This window comes from Mediterraneibacter catenae, assembly GCF_008691045.1.
Lineage (GTDB): Bacteria > Bacillota > Clostridia > Lachnospirales > Lachnospiraceae > Mediterraneibacter > Mediterraneibacter ornithocaccae.
Map to the genome: position 1 here is coordinate 118,720 of NZ_VMSO01000006.1, position 20,762 is coordinate 139,481.

General features: G+C 49.7%; 23 protein-coding genes. 5 read left to right on the forward strand and 18 right to left on the reverse strand.

What is annotated here, in order from left to right; genetic code table 11:
- Positions 1-8 precede the first annotated feature (8 nt).
- Genes FNY66_RS06620 through nuoE form a run of 3 tightly spaced genes read right to left on the reverse strand, consistent with a single transcriptional unit; the run spans position 9 to position 1,470 of the window.
- Positions 9-395 (reverse strand): (2Fe-2S) ferredoxin domain-containing protein, encoded by a 387-nt coding sequence (locus FNY66_RS06620; protein WP_087151854.1) that lies wholly within the window; start codon positions 393-395, stop codon positions 9-11.
- A gap of 16 nt (positions 396-411) precedes the next feature.
- The gene (locus FNY66_RS06625) at positions 412-972 is read right to left on the reverse strand and encodes an ATP-binding protein (protein WP_150310634.1); all 561 of its coding nucleotides are present in this window, start codon (positions 970-972) and stop codon (positions 412-414) included.
- A 3-nt stretch (positions 973-975) separates the two neighbouring features.
- Positions 976-1,470, reverse strand: a complete 495-nt coding sequence (nuoE, locus tag FNY66_RS06630) for an NADH-quinone oxidoreductase subunit NuoE (protein ID WP_150310635.1) — start codon at positions 1,468-1,470, stop codon at positions 976-978.
- Between the two features lie 285 nt (positions 1,471-1,755).
- Here nuoE and FNY66_RS06635 point away from each other — a divergent pair, with 285 nt between their 5' ends.
- The 5 genes from FNY66_RS06635 to FNY66_RS06655 are packed head-to-tail and all read left to right on the forward strand — an operon-like array spanning position 1,756 to position 5,053.
- Positions 1,756-2,100: a DRTGG domain-containing protein gene (locus FNY66_RS06635; protein ID WP_087151857.1), complete on the forward strand. Its 345-nt coding sequence runs from the start codon at positions 1,756-1,758 to the stop codon at positions 2,098-2,100.
- Entirely contained in the window at positions 2,101-2,523 is a 423-nt protein-coding gene (locus FNY66_RS06640) for an ATP-binding protein (RefSeq protein WP_087151858.1), read from the forward strand.
- 32 nt (positions 2,524-2,555) lie between these two features.
- Complete coding sequence (locus FNY66_RS06645) at positions 2,556-3,950, forward strand: [Fe-Fe] hydrogenase large subunit C-terminal domain-containing protein (RefSeq protein ID WP_150310659.1); 1,395 nt, start codon at positions 2,556-2,558, stop codon at positions 3,948-3,950.
- Positions 3,951-4,001: 51 nt separating this feature from the next.
- Entirely contained in the window at positions 4,002-4,334 is a 333-nt protein-coding gene (locus FNY66_RS06650; protein WP_087151859.1) for a hypothetical protein, read from the forward strand.
- The gene (locus FNY66_RS06655; RefSeq protein ID WP_150310660.1) at positions 4,331-5,053 is read left to right on the forward strand and encodes a PHP domain-containing protein; all 723 of its coding nucleotides are present in this window, start codon (positions 4,331-4,333) and stop codon (positions 5,051-5,053) included. Before FNY66_RS06650 ends, FNY66_RS06655 begins: the two co-directional genes overlap by 4 nt.
- A gap of 26 nt (positions 5,054-5,079) precedes the next feature.
- Here the strand turns inward: FNY66_RS06655 and FNY66_RS06660 are convergent, their stop codons facing one another.
- The 15 genes from FNY66_RS06660 to FNY66_RS06730 form a co-directional block, all read right to left on the reverse strand.
- The gene (locus FNY66_RS06660; protein WP_150310636.1) at positions 5,080-5,766 is read right to left on the reverse strand and encodes a response regulator; all 687 of its coding nucleotides are present in this window, start codon (positions 5,764-5,766) and stop codon (positions 5,080-5,082) included.
- A gap of 4 nt (positions 5,767-5,770) precedes the next feature.
- Positions 5,771-7,198, reverse strand: a complete 1,428-nt coding sequence (locus FNY66_RS06665; RefSeq protein WP_150310637.1) for a sensor histidine kinase — start codon at positions 7,196-7,198, stop codon at positions 5,771-5,773.
- 62 nt (positions 7,199-7,260) lie between these two features.
- Positions 7,261-7,914: a potassium channel family protein gene (locus FNY66_RS06670; protein WP_150310638.1), complete on the reverse strand. Its 654-nt coding sequence runs from the start codon at positions 7,912-7,914 to the stop codon at positions 7,261-7,263.
- 30 nt (positions 7,915-7,944) lie between these two features.
- Complete coding sequence (locus FNY66_RS06675; RefSeq protein WP_150310661.1) at positions 7,945-9,285, reverse strand: TrkH family potassium uptake protein; 1,341 nt, start codon at positions 9,283-9,285, stop codon at positions 7,945-7,947.
- Complete coding sequence (locus tag FNY66_RS06680) at positions 9,285-9,758, reverse strand: NAD-binding protein (protein ID WP_150310639.1); 474 nt, start codon at positions 9,756-9,758, stop codon at positions 9,285-9,287. The genes FNY66_RS06675 and FNY66_RS06680 overlap by 1 nt, the downstream gene beginning before the upstream one ends.
- 171 nt (positions 9,759-9,929) lie before the next feature.
- Positions 9,930-11,489, reverse strand: a complete 1,560-nt coding sequence (gene putP, locus FNY66_RS06685; RefSeq protein WP_087151866.1) for a sodium/proline symporter PutP — start codon at positions 11,487-11,489, stop codon at positions 9,930-9,932.
- A 209-nt stretch (positions 11,490-11,698) separates the two neighbouring features.
- Positions 11,699-12,154: a precorrin-2 dehydrogenase/sirohydrochlorin ferrochelatase family protein gene (locus FNY66_RS06690; RefSeq protein ID WP_150310640.1), complete on the reverse strand. Its 456-nt coding sequence runs from the start codon at positions 12,152-12,154 to the stop codon at positions 11,699-11,701.
- 21 nt (positions 12,155-12,175) lie between these two features.
- Positions 12,176-12,823, reverse strand: coding sequence for a precorrin-8X methylmutase (locus tag FNY66_RS06695; protein ID WP_150310641.1), 648 nt, complete (start codon positions 12,821-12,823; stop codon positions 12,176-12,178).
- Positions 12,824-12,915: 92 nt separating this feature from the next.
- A complete protein-coding gene (locus FNY66_RS06700) occupies positions 12,916-13,911 on the reverse strand; it encodes a bifunctional adenosylcobinamide kinase/adenosylcobinamide-phosphate guanylyltransferase (protein WP_150310642.1) in 996 nt (331 codons plus the stop codon).
- A gap of 16 nt (positions 13,912-13,927) precedes the next feature.
- Entirely contained in the window at positions 13,928-14,365 is a 438-nt protein-coding gene (locus FNY66_RS06705; RefSeq protein WP_150310643.1) for a threonine/serine exporter family protein, read from the reverse strand.
- Positions 14,362-15,135, reverse strand: a complete 774-nt coding sequence (locus FNY66_RS06710) for a threonine/serine exporter family protein (protein WP_150310644.1) — start codon at positions 15,133-15,135, stop codon at positions 14,362-14,364. The genes FNY66_RS06705 and FNY66_RS06710 overlap by 4 nt, the downstream gene beginning before the upstream one ends.
- 64 nt (positions 15,136-15,199) lie before the next feature.
- Positions 15,200-16,810 (reverse strand): peptide ABC transporter substrate-binding protein, encoded by a 1,611-nt coding sequence (locus FNY66_RS06715; RefSeq protein WP_150310645.1) that lies wholly within the window; start codon positions 16,808-16,810, stop codon positions 15,200-15,202.
- 43 nt (positions 16,811-16,853) lie between these two features.
- Positions 16,854-18,668, reverse strand: a complete 1,815-nt coding sequence (locus FNY66_RS06720; RefSeq protein WP_150310646.1) for an ABC transporter ATP-binding protein — start codon at positions 18,666-18,668, stop codon at positions 16,854-16,856.
- A complete protein-coding gene (locus FNY66_RS06725; protein ID WP_150310647.1) occupies positions 18,665-19,525 on the reverse strand; it encodes an ABC transporter permease in 861 nt (286 codons plus the stop codon). The genes FNY66_RS06720 and FNY66_RS06725 overlap by 4 nt, the downstream gene beginning before the upstream one ends.
- Positions 19,526-19,553: 28 nt before the next feature.
- Complete coding sequence (locus FNY66_RS06730; protein ID WP_150310648.1) at positions 19,554-20,495, reverse strand: ABC transporter permease; 942 nt, start codon at positions 20,493-20,495, stop codon at positions 19,554-19,556.
- Positions 20,496-20,762: the final 267 nt, after the last annotated feature.

Sequence of the window (20,762 nt, forward strand, 5' to 3'; positions counted from 1 at the left end):
GCCTCCTTTCACTGTTTTGCGCTGTTCTGCGCGGCGCTTAAGGTATATTTTGTCACTACCTGTCCGCCCTGCAGGTGAAGACGCAGCACCTCCAGTGCTTTCTCGGGAGTCATCTTCACGTAAGTCACTTTTTCTTTTCCGGGTTCCATCACTTCCACAATGGGCTCGTACTGGCACAGGCCGATGCACCCGGTCTGTGTCACGCAGATTTTCTCGCTTAAGTTCTGTTCCTGTACTGCATCAGCAAGTGCGGTCAGGACCGGTCTCGCTCCGCTCGCGATCCCGCAGGTAGCCATTCCGACTACTACGCGGATCTGATTCTCATTCTCGGCGCGCACTCCGACCTTTCCCTGCATCTTAGCCCTGATCGCACGTAATTCTTCAAGAGATTTCATATAATTCCTCCTGTTCTCAAACTTCAATTCCACCGTCCGTCTCACCTTTGTTCGTGTCAAGATATTCCCAGATAAACAGAGAGACCTCTGGCTCCATAAAGGATATCTCATCTCCAAGCATCTCCCGCATTTCCCGGGTATCAAGGGTAAAGCTCCTATCATCATATTCATAGATATATTTAAAATCGATCTGCTCATTAAACACGACCAGCGTATGTATAGTAGAACTGATATCACCGAGCGGCATCCTGTCAATATGAGACAGTCCGAATACCGCTGTCACTGTTGTTCCTTTTCCTTTTTCTGAATCAATCCGGAAGCTTCCTCCCGTGCTCTCCGCCGCCTGCTTGAAAAACGGAAGCCCGAGGCCTACGATTCTCGTCGTTCTTGTCGTGAAAAACGGATCCTGCGCGCGTTTCACCTGATCTGCCGTCATCCCGCATCCGTCGTCCCGGATAATGACAGTCAGCGTGTCTTCTTTCGTCTTTACCGACACTGTGATCTCGATAAGAGACGCTTTCGCCCGCACGGAATTTTCAGCGACATCCAGAATATTCAGAGATATTTCAGGCATCATGACTTATTCGTACTTTGCCAGGATGCCGTCTATGTCGTCCACAGTAAGACGCCCGTAGACTTCATCATTGATCATCATGACCGGTGCGAGTCCGCAGGCTCCCACGCAGCGGCATGCATCCAGTGAGAATTTTCCGTCCGGCGTGCACTCTCCGCCTTCAATCCCCAGTTTCTCCATCAGGGCATTGTAGATCTCACCGGAGCCTTTTACATAGCACGCCGTGCCAAGACAGACGGAAATCCTGTACTTTCCTTTCGGATTCAGCGTAAACTGCGAATAAAATGTAGTGACGCCGTAAATCTTCTCCATCGGGATTCCCGTCTGGTCCGAAATCATCTTCTGGACTTCATACGGCAGATATCCGTATATGTCCTGTGCTTTCTGCAGGATCGGCATGAGAGCGCCTTTTTCATCTTTGAGCTCGTCGATCACTTTCATGAGCTCCTCTTCCTGCTCTTTCGTCCCGGAAAACGGAACGGTTTTCTTCTTAGCTGCCATTCTTCAACCTCCACTTCTGTTCCCCGCTGTATTTTTCAGATAAATATACGGTCCGCAGGGATTGTTTTGTGCTCATTAAAACAATCATATCATATGATATCTCAATATGCCACTTAAAAAGAACGAAAATTTTGTATATATTCATATTTATACTATATTTTCAAAATTTTTACGCAATATATCTATGTATGCCGCCGATGTTTATACAATTATTGCTTTTTAAATATGCAAATGTTATACTGACTGAAAAGAAAATGTACGATTTCAATTTCTTAAGGAGGGCTTATGACGATCAGAGAAATGCAGGAAGTCCTTGATGCAAAGTTCCTGTACGGGCAGGAACTGGCCGATCTGGATGTTCAATTCGTTTTTTCAGCCGATATGATGAGCGATGTCCTTGCATACTGCGGACAGTGTTCCGTACTCATCACCGGCCTTTGCAACCCGCAGGTCGTCCGGACTGCGGAAATGCTCGATATATGCTGCATCATCTTTGTCCGCGGCAAGATGCCGGATGAACACATGCTGGCCCTGGCAAAGGGTAAATCCATCGCTGTTCTGGCTACAGAACACTTTATGTTCACTACATGCGGCATCTTGTATGAGAACGGACTGCGGGGAGGTGCCTGAATGGGAGATCAGCTTATTTTTACTTATATTATCGATGGCAATGATTTCACCCGGGCAGGAGAAGCCAGCAGTTCCGTGAAAAACAAGCTGAAGATGCTCGGAGTCAGCAGCGAGGCGATTCGCAAAACTGCCATCGCTATGTATGAGGGTGAGATCAACATGGTCATCCACGCAGACGGCGGTACGATCACAGTTACGATATCGGATACAGATATCACGATGATCCTTGCGGATAAAGGCCCAGGCATTCCTGATATCGATCAGGCCATGCAGGAAGGCTTCTCCACCGCCCGCGAGGAAGTGCGTTCCCTCGGATTCGGGGCGGGAATGGGACTGCCGAACATGAAACGGTATTCAGATGAAATGCATATTGATACGGTGATCGGTCAGGGGACGACCATTACTATGAAGGTAAATCTGTAAAGGAGGAACTGCCTGTGAAGCATAACAAATTCATGCGCTCCGTGCGCCTGCGCGAATCCGCCTGTCAGGGATGCATCAACTGCATCAAACACTGTCCGACCCAGGCGATCCGGGTACATAGCGGGAAAGCTCATATCATAGACAAATTCTGCATTGACTGCGGCAGATGCATCCGTTACTGCCCGCATCACGCAAAAGTTCCTGCCTATGATCCGCTCTCCGTGATCAATAATTTTAAATACACGGTCGCCCTTCCGGCACCTTCGCTCTATGCGCAGTATAACAACCTTACTAATGTGGACATTGTCCTGAATGCCCTGCTCCGACTGGGGTTTGACGATGTATACGAGGTGAGCGCTGCTGCGGAACTGGTGTCCGAAGCCTCCAGGGAATATATAAAGGAACACATGGATGAAGCTCCTTTTATCAGTTCCGCCTGTCCTTCTGTCATACGGCTGATACGGGTAAAATTCCCCACACTCATCTCACGGCTCCTTCCGATCAAGGCGCCGGTAGAAGTGGCGGCGGAAATCGCCCGGGCGCGGGCAATGAAAAAGACCGGGCTGAAGCCGGAGGAGATCGGTATTATCTTCATCTCACCCTGCCCGTCCAAAGTGTCCTACGCAAAAGCGCCCCTCGGGATCGAGAAGAGCAATATCGACAATGTGGTGGCGATCAAGGATGTCTATCCGCTCCTGCTGCCCCATATGAAACATGATGAAAGCCAGTTGAAGCCCCTCTCCCACTCCGGGCGCATCGGCATCGGCTGGAGCAATGCCGGCGGCGAGGTCGGAGGATTACTTGTGGACAATTATCTCGCAGCGGACGGCATCGTAAATATCTTACGGGTCTTAGAGGAGCTTGAGGATGAAAAGCTCCACGGCCTCACTTTCGTCGAGCTGAACGCCTGCGACGGAGGCTGTGTGGGCGGTACGCTCACAGTCGAAAATGCTTACATCGCCATGACGAAGACTAAGCGTCTGACCAAGTATCAGCCGGTATCGAAAAACCATCTGGAAGACAATCCTGAGATCCGGAATATGTACTGGGCGGACGATGTTGAGTACGAACCGGTCTTCCGTCTCGGCAATACATTTAAAGAAAGTCTGAAGATGATGAGCGATGTAGAAAGGCTGACCGCCAGATTCCCCGGTCTGGACTGCGGATCCTGCGGTGCTCCGACCTGCCAGACTCTTGCAGAAGACATCGTGCGGGGTGAGGCAACACCAAACGACTGCATCTACGTCCTGCGCTCAAATATCGCAGACCTCTCACAGAAGATCGAGGCACTGACGCAGGGCGAAAATGGAGGAAAAATGTTATCCGAAGAAGAAGACAAACTCCTCCACAAATATATAAAAGAACTAACTACCGAGCTTGCTTCTTTCGGCGTGCCGGGGAATCTGCGTCAGTCGAAACAGCAATAAATATCCAAAATCAATATACCCACACTAAAAAAGAAGGGAGAATAAAGGGATATGAAATTACAGACGATATTGGACCTTCCGGAATGTAAAGTACTTGTCAAAGGCAATCCGGACCGCGAGATCTCGAAAGTATTCTGCTGTGATCTTCTGAGCATTGCCATGGGCAAAGCTCCTGCCGACTGTGTCTGGGTAACAGTTATGGGAAATAAGAACACCCTCGCTGTCGCAACGCTCGCAGACGCGGCATGCATCGTACTGGCGGAGGGCATCGGTATGGATGAGGGGACTTTAGAGAAAGCTGCAGAAGAAGGTATAGCCATACTCACAACAGAACTTCCGGTCTTCGATATTGCTCTCGAGATCCACGAGGCATGCAGATCATGATCCCGCTCTACTATGACCTGCATATCCATTCCTGTCTCTCTCCGTGCGGAGATGATGATATGACCCCGGCAAATCTCGTCGGAATGGCTGCAGTCAAAGGACTTGACGTGATCGCGCTCACGGATCACAACTCCTGTAAGAACTGCCCCGCAGCCATGTATCACGGCGCAAACTACGGAGTCACCGTGATACCCGGCATGGAACTGACGACAGAGGAAGAAGTCCATGTGATCTGTCTCTTCCCCGCACTGAAGGACGCCCTTGCATTTGACGCACTTGTATATGAAAGACTGCTGCCTGTTCAAAACCGGGAAGATATCTTCGGGAAACAGCAGATCATGGACGAGAAAGATGAAGTGACAGGTACTGTGGAGAATCTGCTCATCAATGCGACATCCATCTCGTTTGATGACGTATTTTCTCTGGCGGGATCCTGTCACGGTATCGCCTATCCGGCTCATGTGGACAAGAGTTCCACCAGCCTTATCTCCAACCTCGGATTCGTACCGCCCGGAAGCACATTTTCCTGCGCTGAGTTCCATGATTTTAAAAACCTGCACCGGATCCGGCGGGAGCATCCGTATTTTGAATCCTGCAATGTAATCTGCTGTTCCGATGCACATTATCTGGAGGATATCCATGAGCCGGAGCATCAGCTTTATGCAGCGTCACGGGAAATACCGGATATATTAAAAGCATTAGAGAGGCACAGAAGATAAAAATATCTCCTGCGCCTCTCCATATTTCACTTAAATCGGTATCCCACGCCTACCTCTGTAATAATATGCTGAGGCTGGGACGGATTCTGTTCGATCTTTCTTCTAAGTGTTGCCATGAACACACGGAGTGTTGCCGCCTCCACGCCCTCTGCATAGCCCCATATTTCTTTCAGTATGTAATGGTGTGTCAACACCTTTCCACGGTTGGCGATGAGAAGAAGCAGTATCTTGTATTCGATCGGCGTGAGATGGACTTCCCGGCCTCCCGCTTCCACCCGCCTCTGTTCATAGTCCACAACAAGATCCCCGTCCTCAAATACTGTGTTCTTATCCGATACGCGGCTCTCTTTTCTCCGAAGCGCTGCCCTTATTCTTGCCAGCAGTTCGCCCATGTAGAAAGGTTTTGTAACATAGTCATCTGCCCCGGCGTCAAGCGCACGGATCTTTTCCTCTTCTTCCTGTCTTGCGGACACAATAATCACTGGTGTATCTGCAATCTCCCGGATACTTTCGATCACTTCCATGCCGTCACCATCGGGAAGCCCCAGATCCAAAATCACCAGATCCGGATGATTGGCATAAAAGAGGCTGACTGCCTCTTTTACTGTCCGCGCTGTCCACAGAATATATTCTTTCTCTTTCAGACTCATCTCCAGAAAATGTATGATATATTTGTCGTCCTCGACAATCAGTATTGTATTTTTGCTTTCCATACTCCTATGTCTCCCCTGTTGTCTCTGCGTTCAGCCAGAAAGTAAAGCGTGCCCCTCCCTCCAGTCTGTTTTCCGCCCATATACTTCCGCCATGTGCTTCAACGACTTCTTTACAGATGGCAAGCCCCAGGCCGATGCCGTGTTTCTGGTCAGGTCCTTTCCCTCCTGATGAAACAAATTCTTCGAAGATCATCTTTTCCTGACCCGGCTCGATTCCCCGTCCGTTATCCTCTACGACAAAATAGACTTTTCCTGACTTATAAGATACATTGAGGGTGATCCTTCCCCCCTCCTCGGTATTTTTCACCGCATTGTCAAGAAGATTAACAAGGACCTGGACGATCATCCTGCCATCAACATTTGCCACAAGAAGTTCTTCCGGCATCGAGTCCTTAAACCGACGGTGTGTCCTAAGCCCCGTAATATGACGTTCTGCTTCGTAGACAAGATCTTCTACCACTTCCTCTTCCTTATCGATAAAGCCGGTGCCGTTCTCGATCTTCGTCATACTGAGAATGTTTTCCATTGTATGAGTAAGCCACATGCTCTGCTCACGAATATCCCTCACAAGAGCCTCGGCCTGAGAGTCATCCCCGGCCTGCTTCTGCAGTATCAGATCACAGTCGCCAATGATCCCCGTCAGAGGCGTCCTGAAATCATGGGAGATGCTCCTTAGCATACTGCTCTTCAGATGTTCCTTCTCTACCTCAAGCTTTATCTTCTCCTGCTCGGAATAGATCAGCTCCCTGTCAAGGGCAATCCCCATCTGGCTTGCCGCGGCACGGATAAATATCTCCTGTTCCGCTCCGATACCCCTGTCCTTGGTGAAGATTTTCAGTACTCCGATCTGTTGTACTGCCCCGCTGATCGGAAACAGAATGTAACCGCTCTCGCGCCTGTTCTCTTCTTCACATCCCTTTAAAGAAACAGATGCCTCATATCCGGTGTTCTCTCTGATATATGCGAGTCCGAGAGCGATGATCTGCTCTTTTCCGGTCACATTGATAAATCTCTCCGACATCTCAGACATACGCTTAGCAGCTTTCTCGTTCGCCTCGGCAATCGCAAGCTGCCTGCGAAATCTGGCAGTCATACCGGAAGAAATACAGGACACTACAAGGAAAAACGTCATAAGCGCAACATCGTTAGGATCCATGATCGCGAATGTATGAACAGGTACAGTGAAGAAATAATTAAACATAAGCACACTGACTACTGCTCCGATAATACCATACTCATACCCTGCTGTAAACGCACCGATCAAAAGCACCCCGATCAGGAAGACCATGAGTACATTTTCCTTCATAACCCCGTTCCGGCTCAGAAAAATACTGACAAGACTTGCCGCTGCCACGATCAGCACTGTGCGCATCAGATATCGTATGCGCTCTCCTGTCACAGCTCTTTTTATCAGTCCGGCAATCCTCTTCATCCTTCAAGCTCTCCTGTCTGCATATATCCATATGCCTTTTCGTTCCATATGATATTAGCACCTTACTCTATATTTGCCAAGATGCGGTCGATGTCCTTTTTCATTCCGACGATCATCAGATGATCCTTCTTATCAAGCACTCTGTCCGGATGGGGAAGGAACTGCAGATGTCCGTCCACCTTGATCCCAAGTATACTTACATGATATCTGGAGCGTACAGCAAGCTGCCCGATACTCTTCCCCACCCATCCGTGCATGGGCGGTATTTCCAGAATTGAATACCCTTCCGCCATTTCAATATAGTCAAATACCTTGTTGCTTCCATATTTTACGGCGCAGCGTTCCGCGGCGTCCCTCTCCGGGTAGATAACTTCGTCCGCACCGTTTCTCAGCAGAAATTTTGCCTGGATGTCCCGTGTGGCTTTGCTTACTACATAAGTAGCTCCCAGTTCTTTCAGGAGGCTCGTAATCTCCAGGCTATTCTGAAAATCTGAGCCAATACACACAAAACAGATATCAAAATTACCTACGCCAAGGCTTTTCAGGACTTCCTCTTTCGTACAGTCACCCACCTTTGCCATCATCGCATAGGAAAGCAGATCCTGCATATTTTCCTCATTTTTGTCTACGATCATTATCTCATTTCCCATGTGTGCCATATTCATACACAAGTGGTGTCCAAGCCTTCCCGTTCCAATAATCAAAACTGATTTCATACTTTCCTCCTGTCTTCCGCCTTTTTGTATCTACCCGACCATAACTTCTTCTTCAGGCAGTTTTACCGGCGGATCAACCTTATGTCCTTTCATAGAAAGTGCAAATGTAAAGCTGCCTACCCTTCCACAGAACATTAGAAAGATAAGAACAAGCTTCGATATTGTATCCAGATCCCTTGTAATCCCTGCTGACATACCTACCGTGCCCATAGCCGAAGCCACCTCGAACATTACATCTGTCACGTCAATAGAAGTTGCCGTCACTATGATAACCACAGCTGCAGCGCACAGCATCAGATTTGTACAGAGGACCGTACTAGCTTTTCGCACGGCATCTTCTCCGATTCTGCGTCCGAACATGGAACATTCCTTTTTATCAAAAAGTCCTGCATAGACATGTGCGATCAGCACTACTGCCGTAGTAGTCTTGATGCCGCCGGCTGTAGAACCGGGGCTTCCTCCGATGAACATAAGCAGGATGGTAACCAGTTTGCTGCTGTCCGTAAGAGCTCCCGTATCCACCGTATTAAATCCGGCGGTCCTTGCCGTCACTGACCCGAAAAGTGAACACAGGATCTGTTCGTTGAGCGGGCGTCCTGCAATTGTATTATAATATTCCAGAATGAATAGAATAACGGCGCCTCCGAAAATCAGGAACAGTGTCATAAGGATCGTGATCTTTGTATGCAGACGATATTTTCGGAAATGTAGTCCGTTCTCCGAAATGTCACTCCAGATAAAGAATCCAATACCGCCGATAATAATAAGCAGCATAATCACAAGATTCACAACCCAGTCACCTGAGTATTGTGTCAGGGATATGTATGCCCCATCTTTTCCCATCAGGTCGAACCCCGCATTACAGAACGCGGAAATCGAATGAAATATTCCGTAATATACAGCCTGTGGCAGTTCCATATCGCGGCTGAACCGGATCGCCAGAATCACAGCGCCCGTCCCCTCAAAAATCACCGTACCTGTAATTATCTTTTTTGCCAGCCTGACAACACCGCCTGTCTGCATGAAATTAACACTCTCCTGCAGGGTTCCCCGCACCCACAGGCCAATCTTTCTCCTCAGAACAATGGCAAAAAAGACTCCGATCGTCATAAATCCCAGGCCGCCGATCTGGATCAGAAACAGAATCACACATTGTCCGAATACGGACCAGTACTGAAAGGTATCTGCGATCACCAGCCCGGTCACACACGATGCAGACACCGCCGTAAACAAAGCGTTTACCGGCGGTGTCACTATCCCCTCTCTTGTCGATACAGGCAGCATGAGAAGCAGAGTTCCGATCACTTCAACCATACAGAAGCCGATCAGGATCATCTGCGTCGGAGTAAGCCTTCGCAGAATCTTTTTCATCATGCCGCCCCCACCTCATGTTCCAGTGTTATCAGTTCCATCCTCTGAATCAACTCATCCCTGTCATATACAACAGATGCTCCTGTTTTTCTGTAAAGTTTCTTCAGAGATCTGTCGTTACACAAACTGTATATGGCAGATTGCGGACATGTCCTTTTCATCAGATTGCATATAGAGAGATTGTCCACATCCGAGTCACTCAGTGCAACCAGATAACCGGCATCTTCCCATCCTTTCTGCAGATGGATCTCTGTAGCGGACAGCACCCGGAATCCGGCATTAGAAAACCATTTTTCCAATTCCGGTTCCTCCCGGCTGCTGAATATCACAGCACATTTCTGCTGCTTTTCGCTATTTTCGTCTGTTCTGTCTCCCCGGCTGCGCTCGAGAAATCTGTCAACCCCTTTCATCAGCCAGAATCCGTATACGCCGCCCGCAATCACGATCAGTAATAATAATAAATCTCTTAACATATTAATCACCTTCTTTTCTTAGCTTTATCATAGTACAGTCTGCATTAAGAAGGTAATAATATTAATAGGGCATGTGTTTAGATTGTGTTTAGAAGCAATATAATGCAAAACAGCAGTCATAATAACTGCTGTTTTGGTCATATACTTCACATTATTCTTTTCTGATTTATACTATTTTGTGCCCATCTGCTGTACTTCTTCAAACTCTCTCTTAATCTCCTCCGACGGTTCCGGAGTCAGAAGAGACACGACTATAATGCACAGACAGGAGAACAGAAATGCCGGAAGCAGTTCGTAAATATCCCAGATGCCGCCGAGCGGACGCACGAGCAGGTTCCATACAAACACCATTCCCGCGCCGCCGAGCATTCCCGCGATCGCACCGGCCCTTGTCGTCCTCTTCCAGAACAGGCTGAAAAGCATCAGCGGTCCGAAGGTGGCGCCAAATCCTGCCCACGCAAAGCTCACGATCGTAAAGATGACGCTGTTCTCATCCAGCGCGATGATGATCGCTACAATGGCTATCACAAGAAGCGTCAGCCTTGAAATATTCAGCACTTCTCTGTCTGATGCCTTCTTGCGGAACAATCCCTGATAAATATTCTTTGCAAATGCGGAGGCTGCAATCAGCAGGTAGGAATCCGAGGAACTGATCGTTGCCGCCAGAATTCCGGCCATTACAAAGCCTGCGATCAGTGGCGGAAGCAGGTTCGTGGACAGAAGGATAAATACGTTCTCCGCATCAGATGAAGTCGTCAGTGATGTCGGATAGAGTGATCGTCCCAGCACTCCGATAAATACAGCGATCGTAAGAGAGATCACTACCCATACCGTTGCGATCCGGCGGGAACGTGTCAGTTCATCTTCATGGCGGATCGCCATGAATCTTAAGAGCACCTGTGGGACTCCGAAATATCCCAGACCCCATGCCAGCATAGATACAATGGAGAGTATTCCGTACGGAGCAGCCTCGCCGAACAGTGGCTGTCCGTTTACCGCCTGCTGTACTCCGTCAACAGTCTCCGGTGTCGCCATGCCGAAGAACTCAAGAAATCCAGGGATGTCCTTTACGTTGTCAATGACTGCTCCCAGACCACCCGCTTCATAAGTTCCAACAAGCACGATCACACCTAAAGCAACGATCATCACAATCGCCTGCATAAAATCTGAAGCACTCTCCGCAAGGAATCCCCCTATGATCGTGTAGATCAGTACGAACACCGCGCCTACGATCATCATCGGAATATAAGGCAGCCCAAACAATGTAGAGAAAAGCTTCCCGCATGTCACAAGACAGCTTGCCGCATACACCGTAAAAAAGATCAGGATAAACACGGCTGCGATCGTCATGATCACTTTCTTTTTCTCGTGGAAACGATTGGAAAAATATTCCGGCAGTGTGATCGCATTGCCCGCCTTCTCACTGTATCGTCTCAGACGTTTGGATACGATCAGCCAGTTGATATATGTACCTGCAGCCAGTCCGATAGCCGTCCATGCTGCATCCGCTATACCGCACCAGTATGCCACGCCCGGCAGTCCCATGAGAAGCCATCCGGACATATCGGATGCCTCTGCGCTCATCGCAGTCACCCAAGGTCCGAGGCTTCGTCCGCCGAGGAAATATGCATCTGAACTTGCATTTGCCCTCCTCGCAAAAGTAACACCTATGATGATGACTGTTGCCATATAAATGATCATGGCAGTCAGTATCTGTAAAGTATCTCCCATTCCATATATTCCTTTCTGTATACGATATCAGAAAATATGATATCTTTTTCTATGTGCCTTCTGATCCGTTTTTCATTCCATGTCAAAAGTTTCCCAAGACACAATATGGGATTAATTATAAACAAAATATAAAGTTTTGGCAATGTTTACTTTCTATGAAGTGCGATTTAAGGAATGGCGCGGGCTGAACTGTTACCGGTTCAGAGGCATTATTCACCGAACATTTCCTCGATCTTTATCCTCGTCTCTTTCACTTTTGCGTGATCCTCACCCCCGCAGTTGATCCCGATCACCGTATCTTCCGTCATTACAATTGATGGGAAATAAAAATCGCACAGACTTCTGTCGTCTGCCACATTTACTGTGACGCCTGCTGCTCTGCACTCTTCCCATATCCTGCGGTTCACCTCATGATCATCCGTAGCCGCCAGGACAATCTGAACGCCGTCGATATCCGGAGTGCAGTATTCCCTGCGCTCTGCCGCAATCTTTCCTCCCTCCTCCAGCTGTGCCAGTTCTTCACACAGTTCCGGCGCGATCACACGGATATCTGCCCTGAACTTAAGAAGTGTCCGGATGCGCCGCAGAGCGATAGTTCCGCCGCCCGCGACCAGTATTTTTTTGTCTGTAAGATCAATGAACATCGGAAAATATGGTCTTTCCATCTTAATATACTCCTCATATGATCAAAGCATATACAACAGCGAATTACAGATACAGGCCGCGATATTACTGCCGCCCTTTCTTCCCCTTGCCACGATATACGGGATGTCTTTCAATGTCAGGATCAGCTCTTTTGACTGCACTACATTGACAAATCCCACCGGCGCCGCGATGATCAGCTCAGGTTTTATATTTCCCTCATTGATCAGTTCATAGAGGCGCACCAGTGCGGTAGGCGCATTTCCGATGGCAAAGATCAGCCCGTGTTCCTGCTGGTTTTCCCGGCTCATGACCGCCGCCTTGTCCATGCATGCTGCCGCCCGGGTAGTTCCGTTTTCTTTCGCCTCCTGCGCCACGTCCTCATCGGACATAAAGCAGTGGACTTCTCCCCCGTACTGTGCCAGGCGTTTCTTATTGATCCCAGCCTTTGCCATCTGTGTATCTGTCACAATAGAAGCGCCATTTCTGATGGCGTCCAGAGCTCTTTCGACTACTCCGTCGGAAAAAGCAAGATTGTCCGCATAGTCAAAATCCGCGCTTGTATGGATACAGCGCTTGACGATCGGCTCTGTTCCCGGTATCAGGATTTTATCTCCCAGCTCTTCCGTTATGATCTCAAAGCTTCTCTTTTCGATGTCTGCAGGCAGCACCTGCTCCAGTTCATTCAGCATATCAGTATTCTCCTTCTTATCTGTTCTTTCTGACCATCTGTACTCTCTTATTTTTCACACTACAGCCGAAAAAGCTTCCGGATTCCTGTATATCATCGCAGTCTTTCTCCTATTCCACACGTCACCCGGTACACCTCATCCGAATGGCTTACCAGTTCCGTGCAGATACGTCCGACCGCTTCCCTGTACTCTCTCTCAAAAGCATCTACCGGCACGAGCCCGCATCCGATCTCATCGCACACGATGATGATTCGGCTGTCCCTGCCCAATATAGTATCGGTCAGTTCCTTCGGTGTCTTTCCTTCCTGCATCCATCTTCTTACAAAAAGATGAAAATGATCTATGGCTTCACAGGTTTCTATTTCCTGTAAAGAACACCCGGCCCCGTCCGTCCACTCTGCATCGGGATACTTTTCTTTTACATAGGCTCCCTTTCCCTGGTATGCCCCGCCTGTCACAAATTTCATATATGATCTTCCTCTCTTGTCTGCCCGCTGCAGGGAATCGGAATCCGTTACATTGTCTTTTACGCAGATCGAGATCCCGTAAACCACTTCCGTCACCCGGTCCGCCATTGCCGCCAGTGCCCGGTTGATCCTGCCAAGATTATCTTTGTAGGCTGTCATCTCTTCCGAATCCGGTACCGACTCCCGGAATATATCGTTAGACACAACCACAAGATGCCCGCATCTCTCTTTTAACATACGAACACCCTGTACAATACTCTCTACCGTATCTTTCCCCGTTTCCTGTGCGCCTCCGGAGGCATACATCTCATTGGCGGTCAGATTAGAGACACATTCCAAAAGTACACAGGATCCTGCCAGTGACGGGGTCCTTTCATCCTCCAGCTTTCCCGGAAGATCTACGTACCACTCGAGCGTTTCAAACCCTTTACCCGAGCGCATTTTCCGATGGGCCTCTATCTTCTTCTCCGTCTCCCGCCCGTAAGGGATCATATCTGCAATATAATAGAGGGGCACTTCCCTGTTTATTCCCTCACTCAAAAATCTACGGCACCGGCATACCGCTGTTTCCGCATATGCGGACTTGCCGCTGCCGCTGCCGCCGATGACAAGTTCCATCATGATCTGCTCTCTCCCGTCATTTTTTATGCTTTCGTATCCTGATCCTGAACAGTGCATCCACAATAAATATCGCAAGTGCGATCACACCGGCGATCTCCAGTGTCTGCATCAGATAATAGGATGAGCGCGCCCTGTCATCAGCTATGATGTAATAGACTGTCCGGTACATTCCAGCGCCGGGCACTGTCGGCAGGATACCTGCGATCAGGAACACAGTAACAGGCGCCTTAAATATCCTTGCAAATGTATGCGCCAGCAGGGAGATCACAAGTGCTGAGAAAAAGCTGGCCGGCACTGCGTCAAGTCCGTGCTGTACGCTGAAAAAGTACACGCCGCTGCCTGCAGCTCCGGCAATTCCGGCCTGCAGGATATATTTCCTCGGTGTTTCCACCAGGACGGCAAAGCCCGAAATAGCGACAAATCCGCCTGCTATTACCAGTAATAATTCTGTCACCACAGACCACCTCCCTGCAGAAATAGGTTCATCGACGCCATGCCCGCGCCGGCTCCGATGGCGACAGCCGCCGCTGTCACAAAAGCCTCCAGGGCTCTTGCCCCGCCGGAAATATAATCTCCCCGGAGCGTATCGCGTATCGCGTTGGTGATCGCTACTCCGGGCACGAGAGGCATGATACAGCTGATGATGACCGTATCCATATTCAGTGCCGGAATCCACATTTTAAGTCCTGCGGCTGTCACGGCAATGCCCGCCGTGCAGAGGATATTCAGAATAAAACTGCTGATCCGTACCCTCTTTCCGATTGTCATGAGGGCTGCCAGGATGATCCCCACGGCAGCTGAAGCGGCTATCTCGCGGAATCCGCCGCCGAACAGCGGGGCAAATCCTGCCGGGACGAGCACGGTCGCAAGATTATAGATCCGGACCGTATACTGTCTGCCTTTGATATTTTTCAGTTTTTGCTGCGTCTCTTCCGCCGACAATTCTCCTGCGCAGTATTTTCTCGAGATCTCATTCACTTCCACGATACGGTGCATATTGGTCCCCCTGTCATGGACCCTGCGCATGATCGTGACCGGTTCCTGCCCGGGACGGTTGATAGTGACGATGATACCTGTCAGCATCACAAGTGCTTCTGTCTCTGCCGTGCCGGCAGTATCCAGGATGTGTTTGATCGTATCTTCCACGCGGTAAGTCTCCGCTCCGCTTCTTAACATGATCTCTCCTGCAAGGACAGCCATATTTGCAATTGATTTGACATCCATACTCATTTCTCGGTCCTCAGTCTGTAATAGTATTCAGGCTCTCTGTCTCCCCACAGAACATATCTCAGATATCCGCATACCGGTACTCAAGCGCTCCGCTCGCCGGAATCTGACGGATGCCCGTTATATCCGGATTCACAAGATTCACACTCTTCATTGCATACAGCGGGATAATATAAAACTGCTCTCCCACTGCAAGCTGCTCTGCCTGATGGAGCAGTTCCGAACGTTTTACGGAATCTGCTTCGGAACTTGACGCATTCACAATGGAGTCATATTCGGAATCATTAATACCGCTGCAGTTATATGTACTGTTGGATAACAGCATAGACAGATACGTATACGGATCTGCGAAATCCGCTGTCCAGTTCATACGGCACAGGTCAAAGTCCCCCGCATATCTCGTAGAATAATTTGCCTGGAGCTCCTGGGCTTCAAGGTTGATCGTGATATTCAGATTTTCCTTTAACTGCTCCTGGATTACCTGAGCCGTATCCGAGTCCATCTCCAGCGTCGGATAGTTGTAGGTAAGTTCGGGGAATCCTTCTCCATTCGGATACCCTGCCTCTGCCAGAAGTTCTCTTGCCCGTTCCACATTTTCCTCAAAAGGCTGCTCTGCCTCATCTACAAAGTATTCTCCCGTTGTCTTGTCTTTCATATACTTCGCCACCAGATTGTAAGTAGGCTCTGTGTCGCTTCCTACGATCTGACAGAGTTCTTCTCTGTTGATGGCCAGATTGATGGCTTCTCTGACACGGACGTCATTCAACGGCTCAACATTCAGGTTCATATAAATGTATCTCGTTGCGATCTGATCAGTCACAAACAGATCTTCTGCACCTTCATACGCCTCCATGACTGTAGAAGAAAGCGATGTGGCAACGTCCACTTCCCCCGCTTCATATGCATTTGCCATTGACTGAGTGTCGTCAAAGAAACGGTAGGTGATCGTATCCAGGTTTATTTCATCCGCATTCCAATAATATTCGTTCTTCTCGAGAACGAAATACTGTTCCGGGACATATTCTGCCAGACGGAACGGGCCGTTGGCCAGGCTTGTCTCCGGATCTCGGTCCCATCCGCTGTCCACAGAATCCGCGTGTTCTGAACAGGACGGCGTGTAAACGGGAAGCCGCAGCAGGTCGAGGAAATAGACACAAGGTTCCGCCAGATGGAAGATAAGCGTATGGTCGTCCGGGGTCTCCACACCCAGCGTGTCCATATCCGCCTCACCGTTATAGATGGCTTCCGCATTCTCGATTGGGAACAGATAGTTTGCATAGCCGCTTCCAGAAGCCGGATCAAGAGCGCGCGTGATCGTATTCAGGAAATCAGCTGATGTCACTGGAGATCCGTCTGACCAGAGGGCGTCCTCTCTTAAGTGAAACGTCCATACTGTAGAATCGTCATTTACCTCATAACTCTCTGCCGCCCGATACTCGATATCACCGTTCTCATCATATGTAAGCAGTTCATCAAGTGCGCTCACGGAATAGGCGAGATAAGTAAGGGCAATGGCCCCGGCAGGATCCATCGTTCCCGTGTCGCTGCTGATCGCCACTGTAATCTCTTTTCCCTCTCCGTCTGCTGACGGATCAGCCGTGACGCATCCGCTCAGTATCCCTGTACAGAGCAGTGTCAATGCAAGTAATACTGCTGTCAGTTTTTTCCTCATGTCGTATCTCCTTACTATCTTCTGTCTACATTGTTCCTGAAAGCTATATTTGCGAAGTCATCCTGTAGTCGCTGCTTCTCCTGCCGCTGTGTCTGTCGGAGTACAGAAAACAGAATATCTCCCTCCCCTCAAATGCATAATCCTCCGGGATTTCCGAACCGCAGCACTCCATTGCGTATCCGCATCTTCCGGCAAAGGCACATCCGGACGGATTGATGTCCGCACTGTCTTTTACCGGTGCAGCCTTTATCTTAGCCGCCCTGATCGGATCAGGTTCCGGCACGGCTTCGATAAGCTGCTTTGTATAAGGATGCCATGGATCGGCACAGATCTTTTTCGTCTTTCCCGTCTCCACGATATGTCCCCCGTACATGACGCCGATCCGGTCACTGATCCTTCGGACCACATGCATATCGTGTGAGATGAACAGACAGGCGAATCCGATCTTTCTCTGTATCTGGAAGATCAGTTCCAGTATCTGCTCTCTGGTAGTCGCATCCAGTGAAGAGAGCGCTTCATCACATACAAGGATCTCCGGCTCCACAATAAGTGCCCGGGCAATCCCGATGCGCTGCCGCTGACCGCCGGAGAAATCCCGTGGATATCGGTCTGCATCCTCGGGCGTTAAGCCCGTCATCCTGAGCATTTCATCAATCTTTTCATCTGTCCGGGCCTGCATCATTCTGTCACGGTCCGTTTTCACACTTTTCCTGCATGCGGCGGCTTCAAGCGCCTCTGCAAGTGCCTCCCGCACAGTCAGGCATGGATTGAGCGACGCATACGGGTCCTGGAACACCATCTGTACTCTTCCTTCAAATAATTCCATACGTTTCCGGCGGTCCAGCACCTTCCCGTGATAATACACCGTGCCTTCATCTTCTGTAAGCATCCCTGTAAGTATGCGCGCCGCAGTAGTCTTTCCGCTCCCGCTCTCGCCCACAAGTGCCAGGATCTCGCCCGATCTTATCTCCAGCGACAGATCGCGGATACCCTCACTCGCATCGAATATCTTCGTAACATGCTCCATCTTGAGGATCGGTTCATCTTCCGCTCTGCATTTATCCGCCTGCCCGGCAAGACTGTCCTCTTTCTTCATACCCGACAGGCTGCCGCCGCGTGCGTCTCTGAGAAGGAGTTTCGTATACTCTTCTGACGGAGAATAAAAAATATCTTCCGCCGTGCCGCTCTCTTCGATCCTTCCCCCATGCATGACATACACTCTGCTGCACAGCGCCGCAGTCACTCCCATATCGTGACTTACCATGAGCATAGAAGTTCCCGTCTCACGGACGATCCGCTTAAAGAGCTGCAGGATCTGTGCCTGGACAAGGGCGTCCAGGGCTGTTGTCGGCTCATCCGCTATAATGAGTTCCGGCTCGCACGCAAGCGCTATAGCGAGGACTACTCTCTGGCGCATTCCGCCGGAAAGTTCAAAGGGATACTGCCGCATCCTGAGTTCAGGATTGCGGATCCCCGCCATTTCCAGCAGCTCCTGTGAACGGGATGCCGCTTCTTTTCTGCTGCATTTGCGCCGTGACCGCACTGTCTCCATTATCTGTCTTCCGATCTTGACTGACGGATTCAGGCAGCTCAAAGAGTCCTGAAAGATCATTGCCACGTTCTTCCCCGGCACAGGTGCTTCTCCGCTGACCGTGATCTGATCATACCGGACAGATGCACGTTCGCCCAACAGCCCCATCACCGCCAGCATGGCCGTACTCTTTCCTGAGCCGGACTCTCCCACGAGACCCGCGATCTCGCCTTTCTCCACTTTGAAACTGATGTCTTTTACAATCTCTGCAGCGCCGTTTTCCGTCGGATACTGTACGCTCAGATTCCTCACATCCAGCACACTCATCTGTTTCCTGTTCCTTTTCCCGAATGTTGTCCCACTCTCTGCTCCACTGCCGTTCCCGCCATATTAAGAGCGAGCAGCATCACGCAGAGTACGATAAGCGGGAAGATCATCTGATACGGATAGAGCATCATCTGACTCCGCGCCTCCTGAATGATCGTCCCGAGGCTGGCCGCCGGCGCGGCGATCCCCACTCCGAGGAAGCTCAGAAAAGCTTCGGTAAAAATCGCCTGGGGCACAAGGAAGATCATATTGACCACAATCGTTCCTGCGGCGTTCGGAAGAAGATGCTTCAGCAGGATACGCAGAGGACTTATCCCTTCCATCCGCGCTGCATAGGCATATTCCGTCTCTTTCAGTTTTATGATCTCTCCTCTGGCGATCCGCGCCATACTGATCCAGCCTGCGACACATAATCCCAGAATCATGCTTCCTACGCCTGCACCCATGACAAGTGTGATCAGAATCACATAAAGCATGGACGGAATTGCGTAGATTATATCCGCGATCCGCATGAGCGCCATATCAGTGCGCCCTCCCGCATAACCGGACACCGCGCCGTAGAGTACACCGATAATACCGTTTATAAGCGTGCTGAAAATGCCCACAGCCAGGCTGATCCCGGCTCCGTACCACACGCGCGTAAACAGATCGCGCCCGAACCGGTCTGTTCCGAACCAGTGCAGTAAAGAAGCTCCCTGGTTGCGTATTTCAGCGTTCTGCTCTGAATATGACCACGGTCCGAACAGCGGCACTGCTACTGCAAGCACGATCCATATCCCAAGTATAGTGCATCCGATGAGCGCCATCCGGCTGTTTCCTATGTAGTTTTTCCAGTGCTGTCGTATCCGGCGCAGCATGGCATTTCCTCCTTAAATCGATCTGCAGTTACTTTGCACTGTCCCCGGCTTTTTTGTACGCCCGGCGCGTCTGCGGGTCCAGCCACGCGCATAGAAGATCTGTCAGCAGATTGACAATGATCACCACAGCTCCCATAAATACGGTCAGACCGAGGATCAGCGTATAATCCCGGTTCGTGATCGAACCTACAAATTCCCGTCCGAGCCCCGGGATAGTAAAGATGCTCTCTATCACAAAGCTCCCTGTGAGCAGTGAGGCCGAAGCCGGCCCGATATAGTTAAGGACCGGCAGATAAGCATTCTTAAGAGCATGCGTAAAAATGATCTGCCATTTCCCTATTCCTTTTGCCCTGGCAAATAATACATAATCCTTCTGCAATTCTGAATCAAGTGTATTCCCCACCAGTCTTGCGATCATCGCCGCAGGGTATAGAGACAGAGCCGTGACCGGCAGAATATAATGAGCAGGACTTAAAAGTCCGGATGCCGGCAGCCATTTTAATTTTACACTGAATACTAAAAGCAGGAGGATCGCAGCCGCAAAACCGGGTATTCCCGCTGCCAGCATCCCGCCTGCCGAAATCAATTCTCTTACAAAACGTCTCTTCGTGACTGCTCTTAAGATCCCCAGTCCGGTTCCCAGAAGGACCGATACCGCCAGAGCCGTGATACCGATCGACGCCGTGACCGGCCATGCCCTCGCTATGATCTCCGTCACCCGGGTTGCAGGATCCTGATAAGAGACTCCCAAATCCCCCCTGAGCACATTCCCTATATATGAAAAATACTGTGTCAGTACCGGCTCGTTCAGACCGTATTCCTGCTCGATCGTCTCGACCACCTGCTCAGACACCCCACCCTGCCGGAACGGACTTCCGGGGATAAGGCGAACGAGAAAAAAAGTCACTGTCACAAGTACAAAAAGTGAGAGGATGCCTGTCAGTATCCGTTTCCAAGTATAGCGCAGCATCGTCTCACCTCCCTTTCCTTTGTATTGCCGTGTCTTTTACGACATAACGGCATACGCCCGCAGTATTTCCTAAAACGCTCTTTGATAAATATAACATATCCGCAGAGTCGTGTCACCACAAAAAGCATAGGGGCCAAAATACCTTTTGACCCCAGTATCATTATATTTTATTATAATTTGTTATACATTCTTTTTTTGCAATTATTTTGGATTACTAGTATATTTTTTCTTAAAACCACATATTTCTATCATTTTTTCCTAAAATAT

What these genes read in the sequence shown, in the direction of transcription:
- FNY66_RS06695 (WP_150310641.1), bottom strand. Translation starts at nt 12,823, where the DNA reads ATGCTGAATGAACTGGAGCAGGTGCTGCCTGCAGACATCGAAAAGAGA.
- FNY66_RS06715 (WP_150310645.1), bottom strand. Translation starts at nt 16,810, where the DNA reads ATGAGGAAAAAACTGACAGCAGTATTACTTGCATTGACACTGCTCTGT.
- FNY66_RS06670 (WP_150310638.1), bottom strand. Translation starts at nt 7,914, where the DNA reads ATGAAATCAGTTTTGATTATTGGAACGGGAAGGCTTGGACACCACTTG.
- FNY66_RS06665 (WP_150310637.1), bottom strand. Translation starts at nt 7,198, where the DNA reads ATGAAGAGGATTGCCGGACTGATAAAAAGAGCTGTGACAGGAGAGCGC.
- FNY66_RS06650 (WP_087151859.1), top strand. Translation starts at nt 4,002, where the DNA reads ATGAAATTACAGACGATATTGGACCTTCCGGAATGTAAAGTACTTGTC.
- FNY66_RS06730 (WP_150310648.1), bottom strand. Translation starts at nt 20,495, where the DNA reads ATGCTGCGCTATACTTGGAAACGGATACTGACAGGCATCCTCTCACTT.
- putP (WP_087151866.1), bottom strand. Translation starts at nt 11,489, where the DNA reads ATGGGAGATACTTTACAGATACTGACTGCCATGATCATTTATATGGCA.
- FNY66_RS06620 (WP_087151854.1), bottom strand. Translation starts at nt 395, where the DNA reads ATGAAATCTCTTGAAGAATTACGTGCGATCAGGGCTAAGATGCAGGGA.
- FNY66_RS06640 (WP_087151858.1), top strand. Translation starts at nt 2,101, where the DNA reads ATGGGAGATCAGCTTATTTTTACTTATATTATCGATGGCAATGATTTC.
- FNY66_RS06645 (WP_150310659.1), top strand. Translation starts at nt 2,556, where the DNA reads ATGCGCTCCGTGCGCCTGCGCGAATCCGCCTGTCAGGGATGCATCAAC.
- FNY66_RS06625 (WP_150310634.1), bottom strand. Translation starts at nt 972, where the DNA reads ATGATGCCTGAAATATCTCTGAATATTCTGGATGTCGCTGAAAATTCC.
- nuoE (WP_150310635.1), bottom strand. Translation starts at nt 1,470, where the DNA reads ATGGCAGCTAAGAAGAAAACCGTTCCGTTTTCCGGGACGAAAGAGCAG.
- FNY66_RS06680 (WP_150310639.1), bottom strand. Translation starts at nt 9,758, where the DNA reads ATGTTAAGAGATTTATTATTATTACTGATCGTGATTGCGGGCGGCGTA.
- FNY66_RS06690 (WP_150310640.1), bottom strand. Translation starts at nt 12,154, where the DNA reads ATGGAAAGACCATATTTTCCGATGTTCATTGATCTTACAGACAAAAAA.
- FNY66_RS06675 (WP_150310661.1), bottom strand. Translation starts at nt 9,285, where the DNA reads ATGAAAAAGATTCTGCGAAGGCTTACTCCGACGCAGATGATCCTGATC.
- FNY66_RS06720 (WP_150310646.1), bottom strand. Translation starts at nt 18,668, where the DNA reads ATGAGTGTGCTGGATGTGAGGAATCTGAGCGTACAGTATCCGACGGAA.
- FNY66_RS06635 (WP_087151857.1), top strand. Translation starts at nt 1,756, where the DNA reads ATGACGATCAGAGAAATGCAGGAAGTCCTTGATGCAAAGTTCCTGTAC.
- FNY66_RS06700 (WP_150310642.1), bottom strand. Translation starts at nt 13,911, where the DNA reads ATGATGGAACTTGTCATCGGCGGCAGCGGCAGCGGCAAGTCCGCATAT.
- FNY66_RS06725 (WP_150310647.1), bottom strand. Translation starts at nt 19,525, where the DNA reads ATGCTGCGCCGGATACGACAGCACTGGAAAAACTACATAGGAAACAGC.
- FNY66_RS06660 (WP_150310636.1), bottom strand. Translation starts at nt 5,766, where the DNA reads ATGGAAAGCAAAAATACAATACTGATTGTCGAGGACGACAAATATATC.
- FNY66_RS06710 (WP_150310644.1), bottom strand. Translation starts at nt 15,135, where the DNA reads ATGGATGTCAAATCAATTGCAAATATGGCTGTCCTTGCAGGAGAGATC.
- FNY66_RS06655 (WP_150310660.1), top strand. Translation starts at nt 4,331, where the DNA reads ATGATCCCGCTCTACTATGACCTGCATATCCATTCCTGTCTCTCTCCG.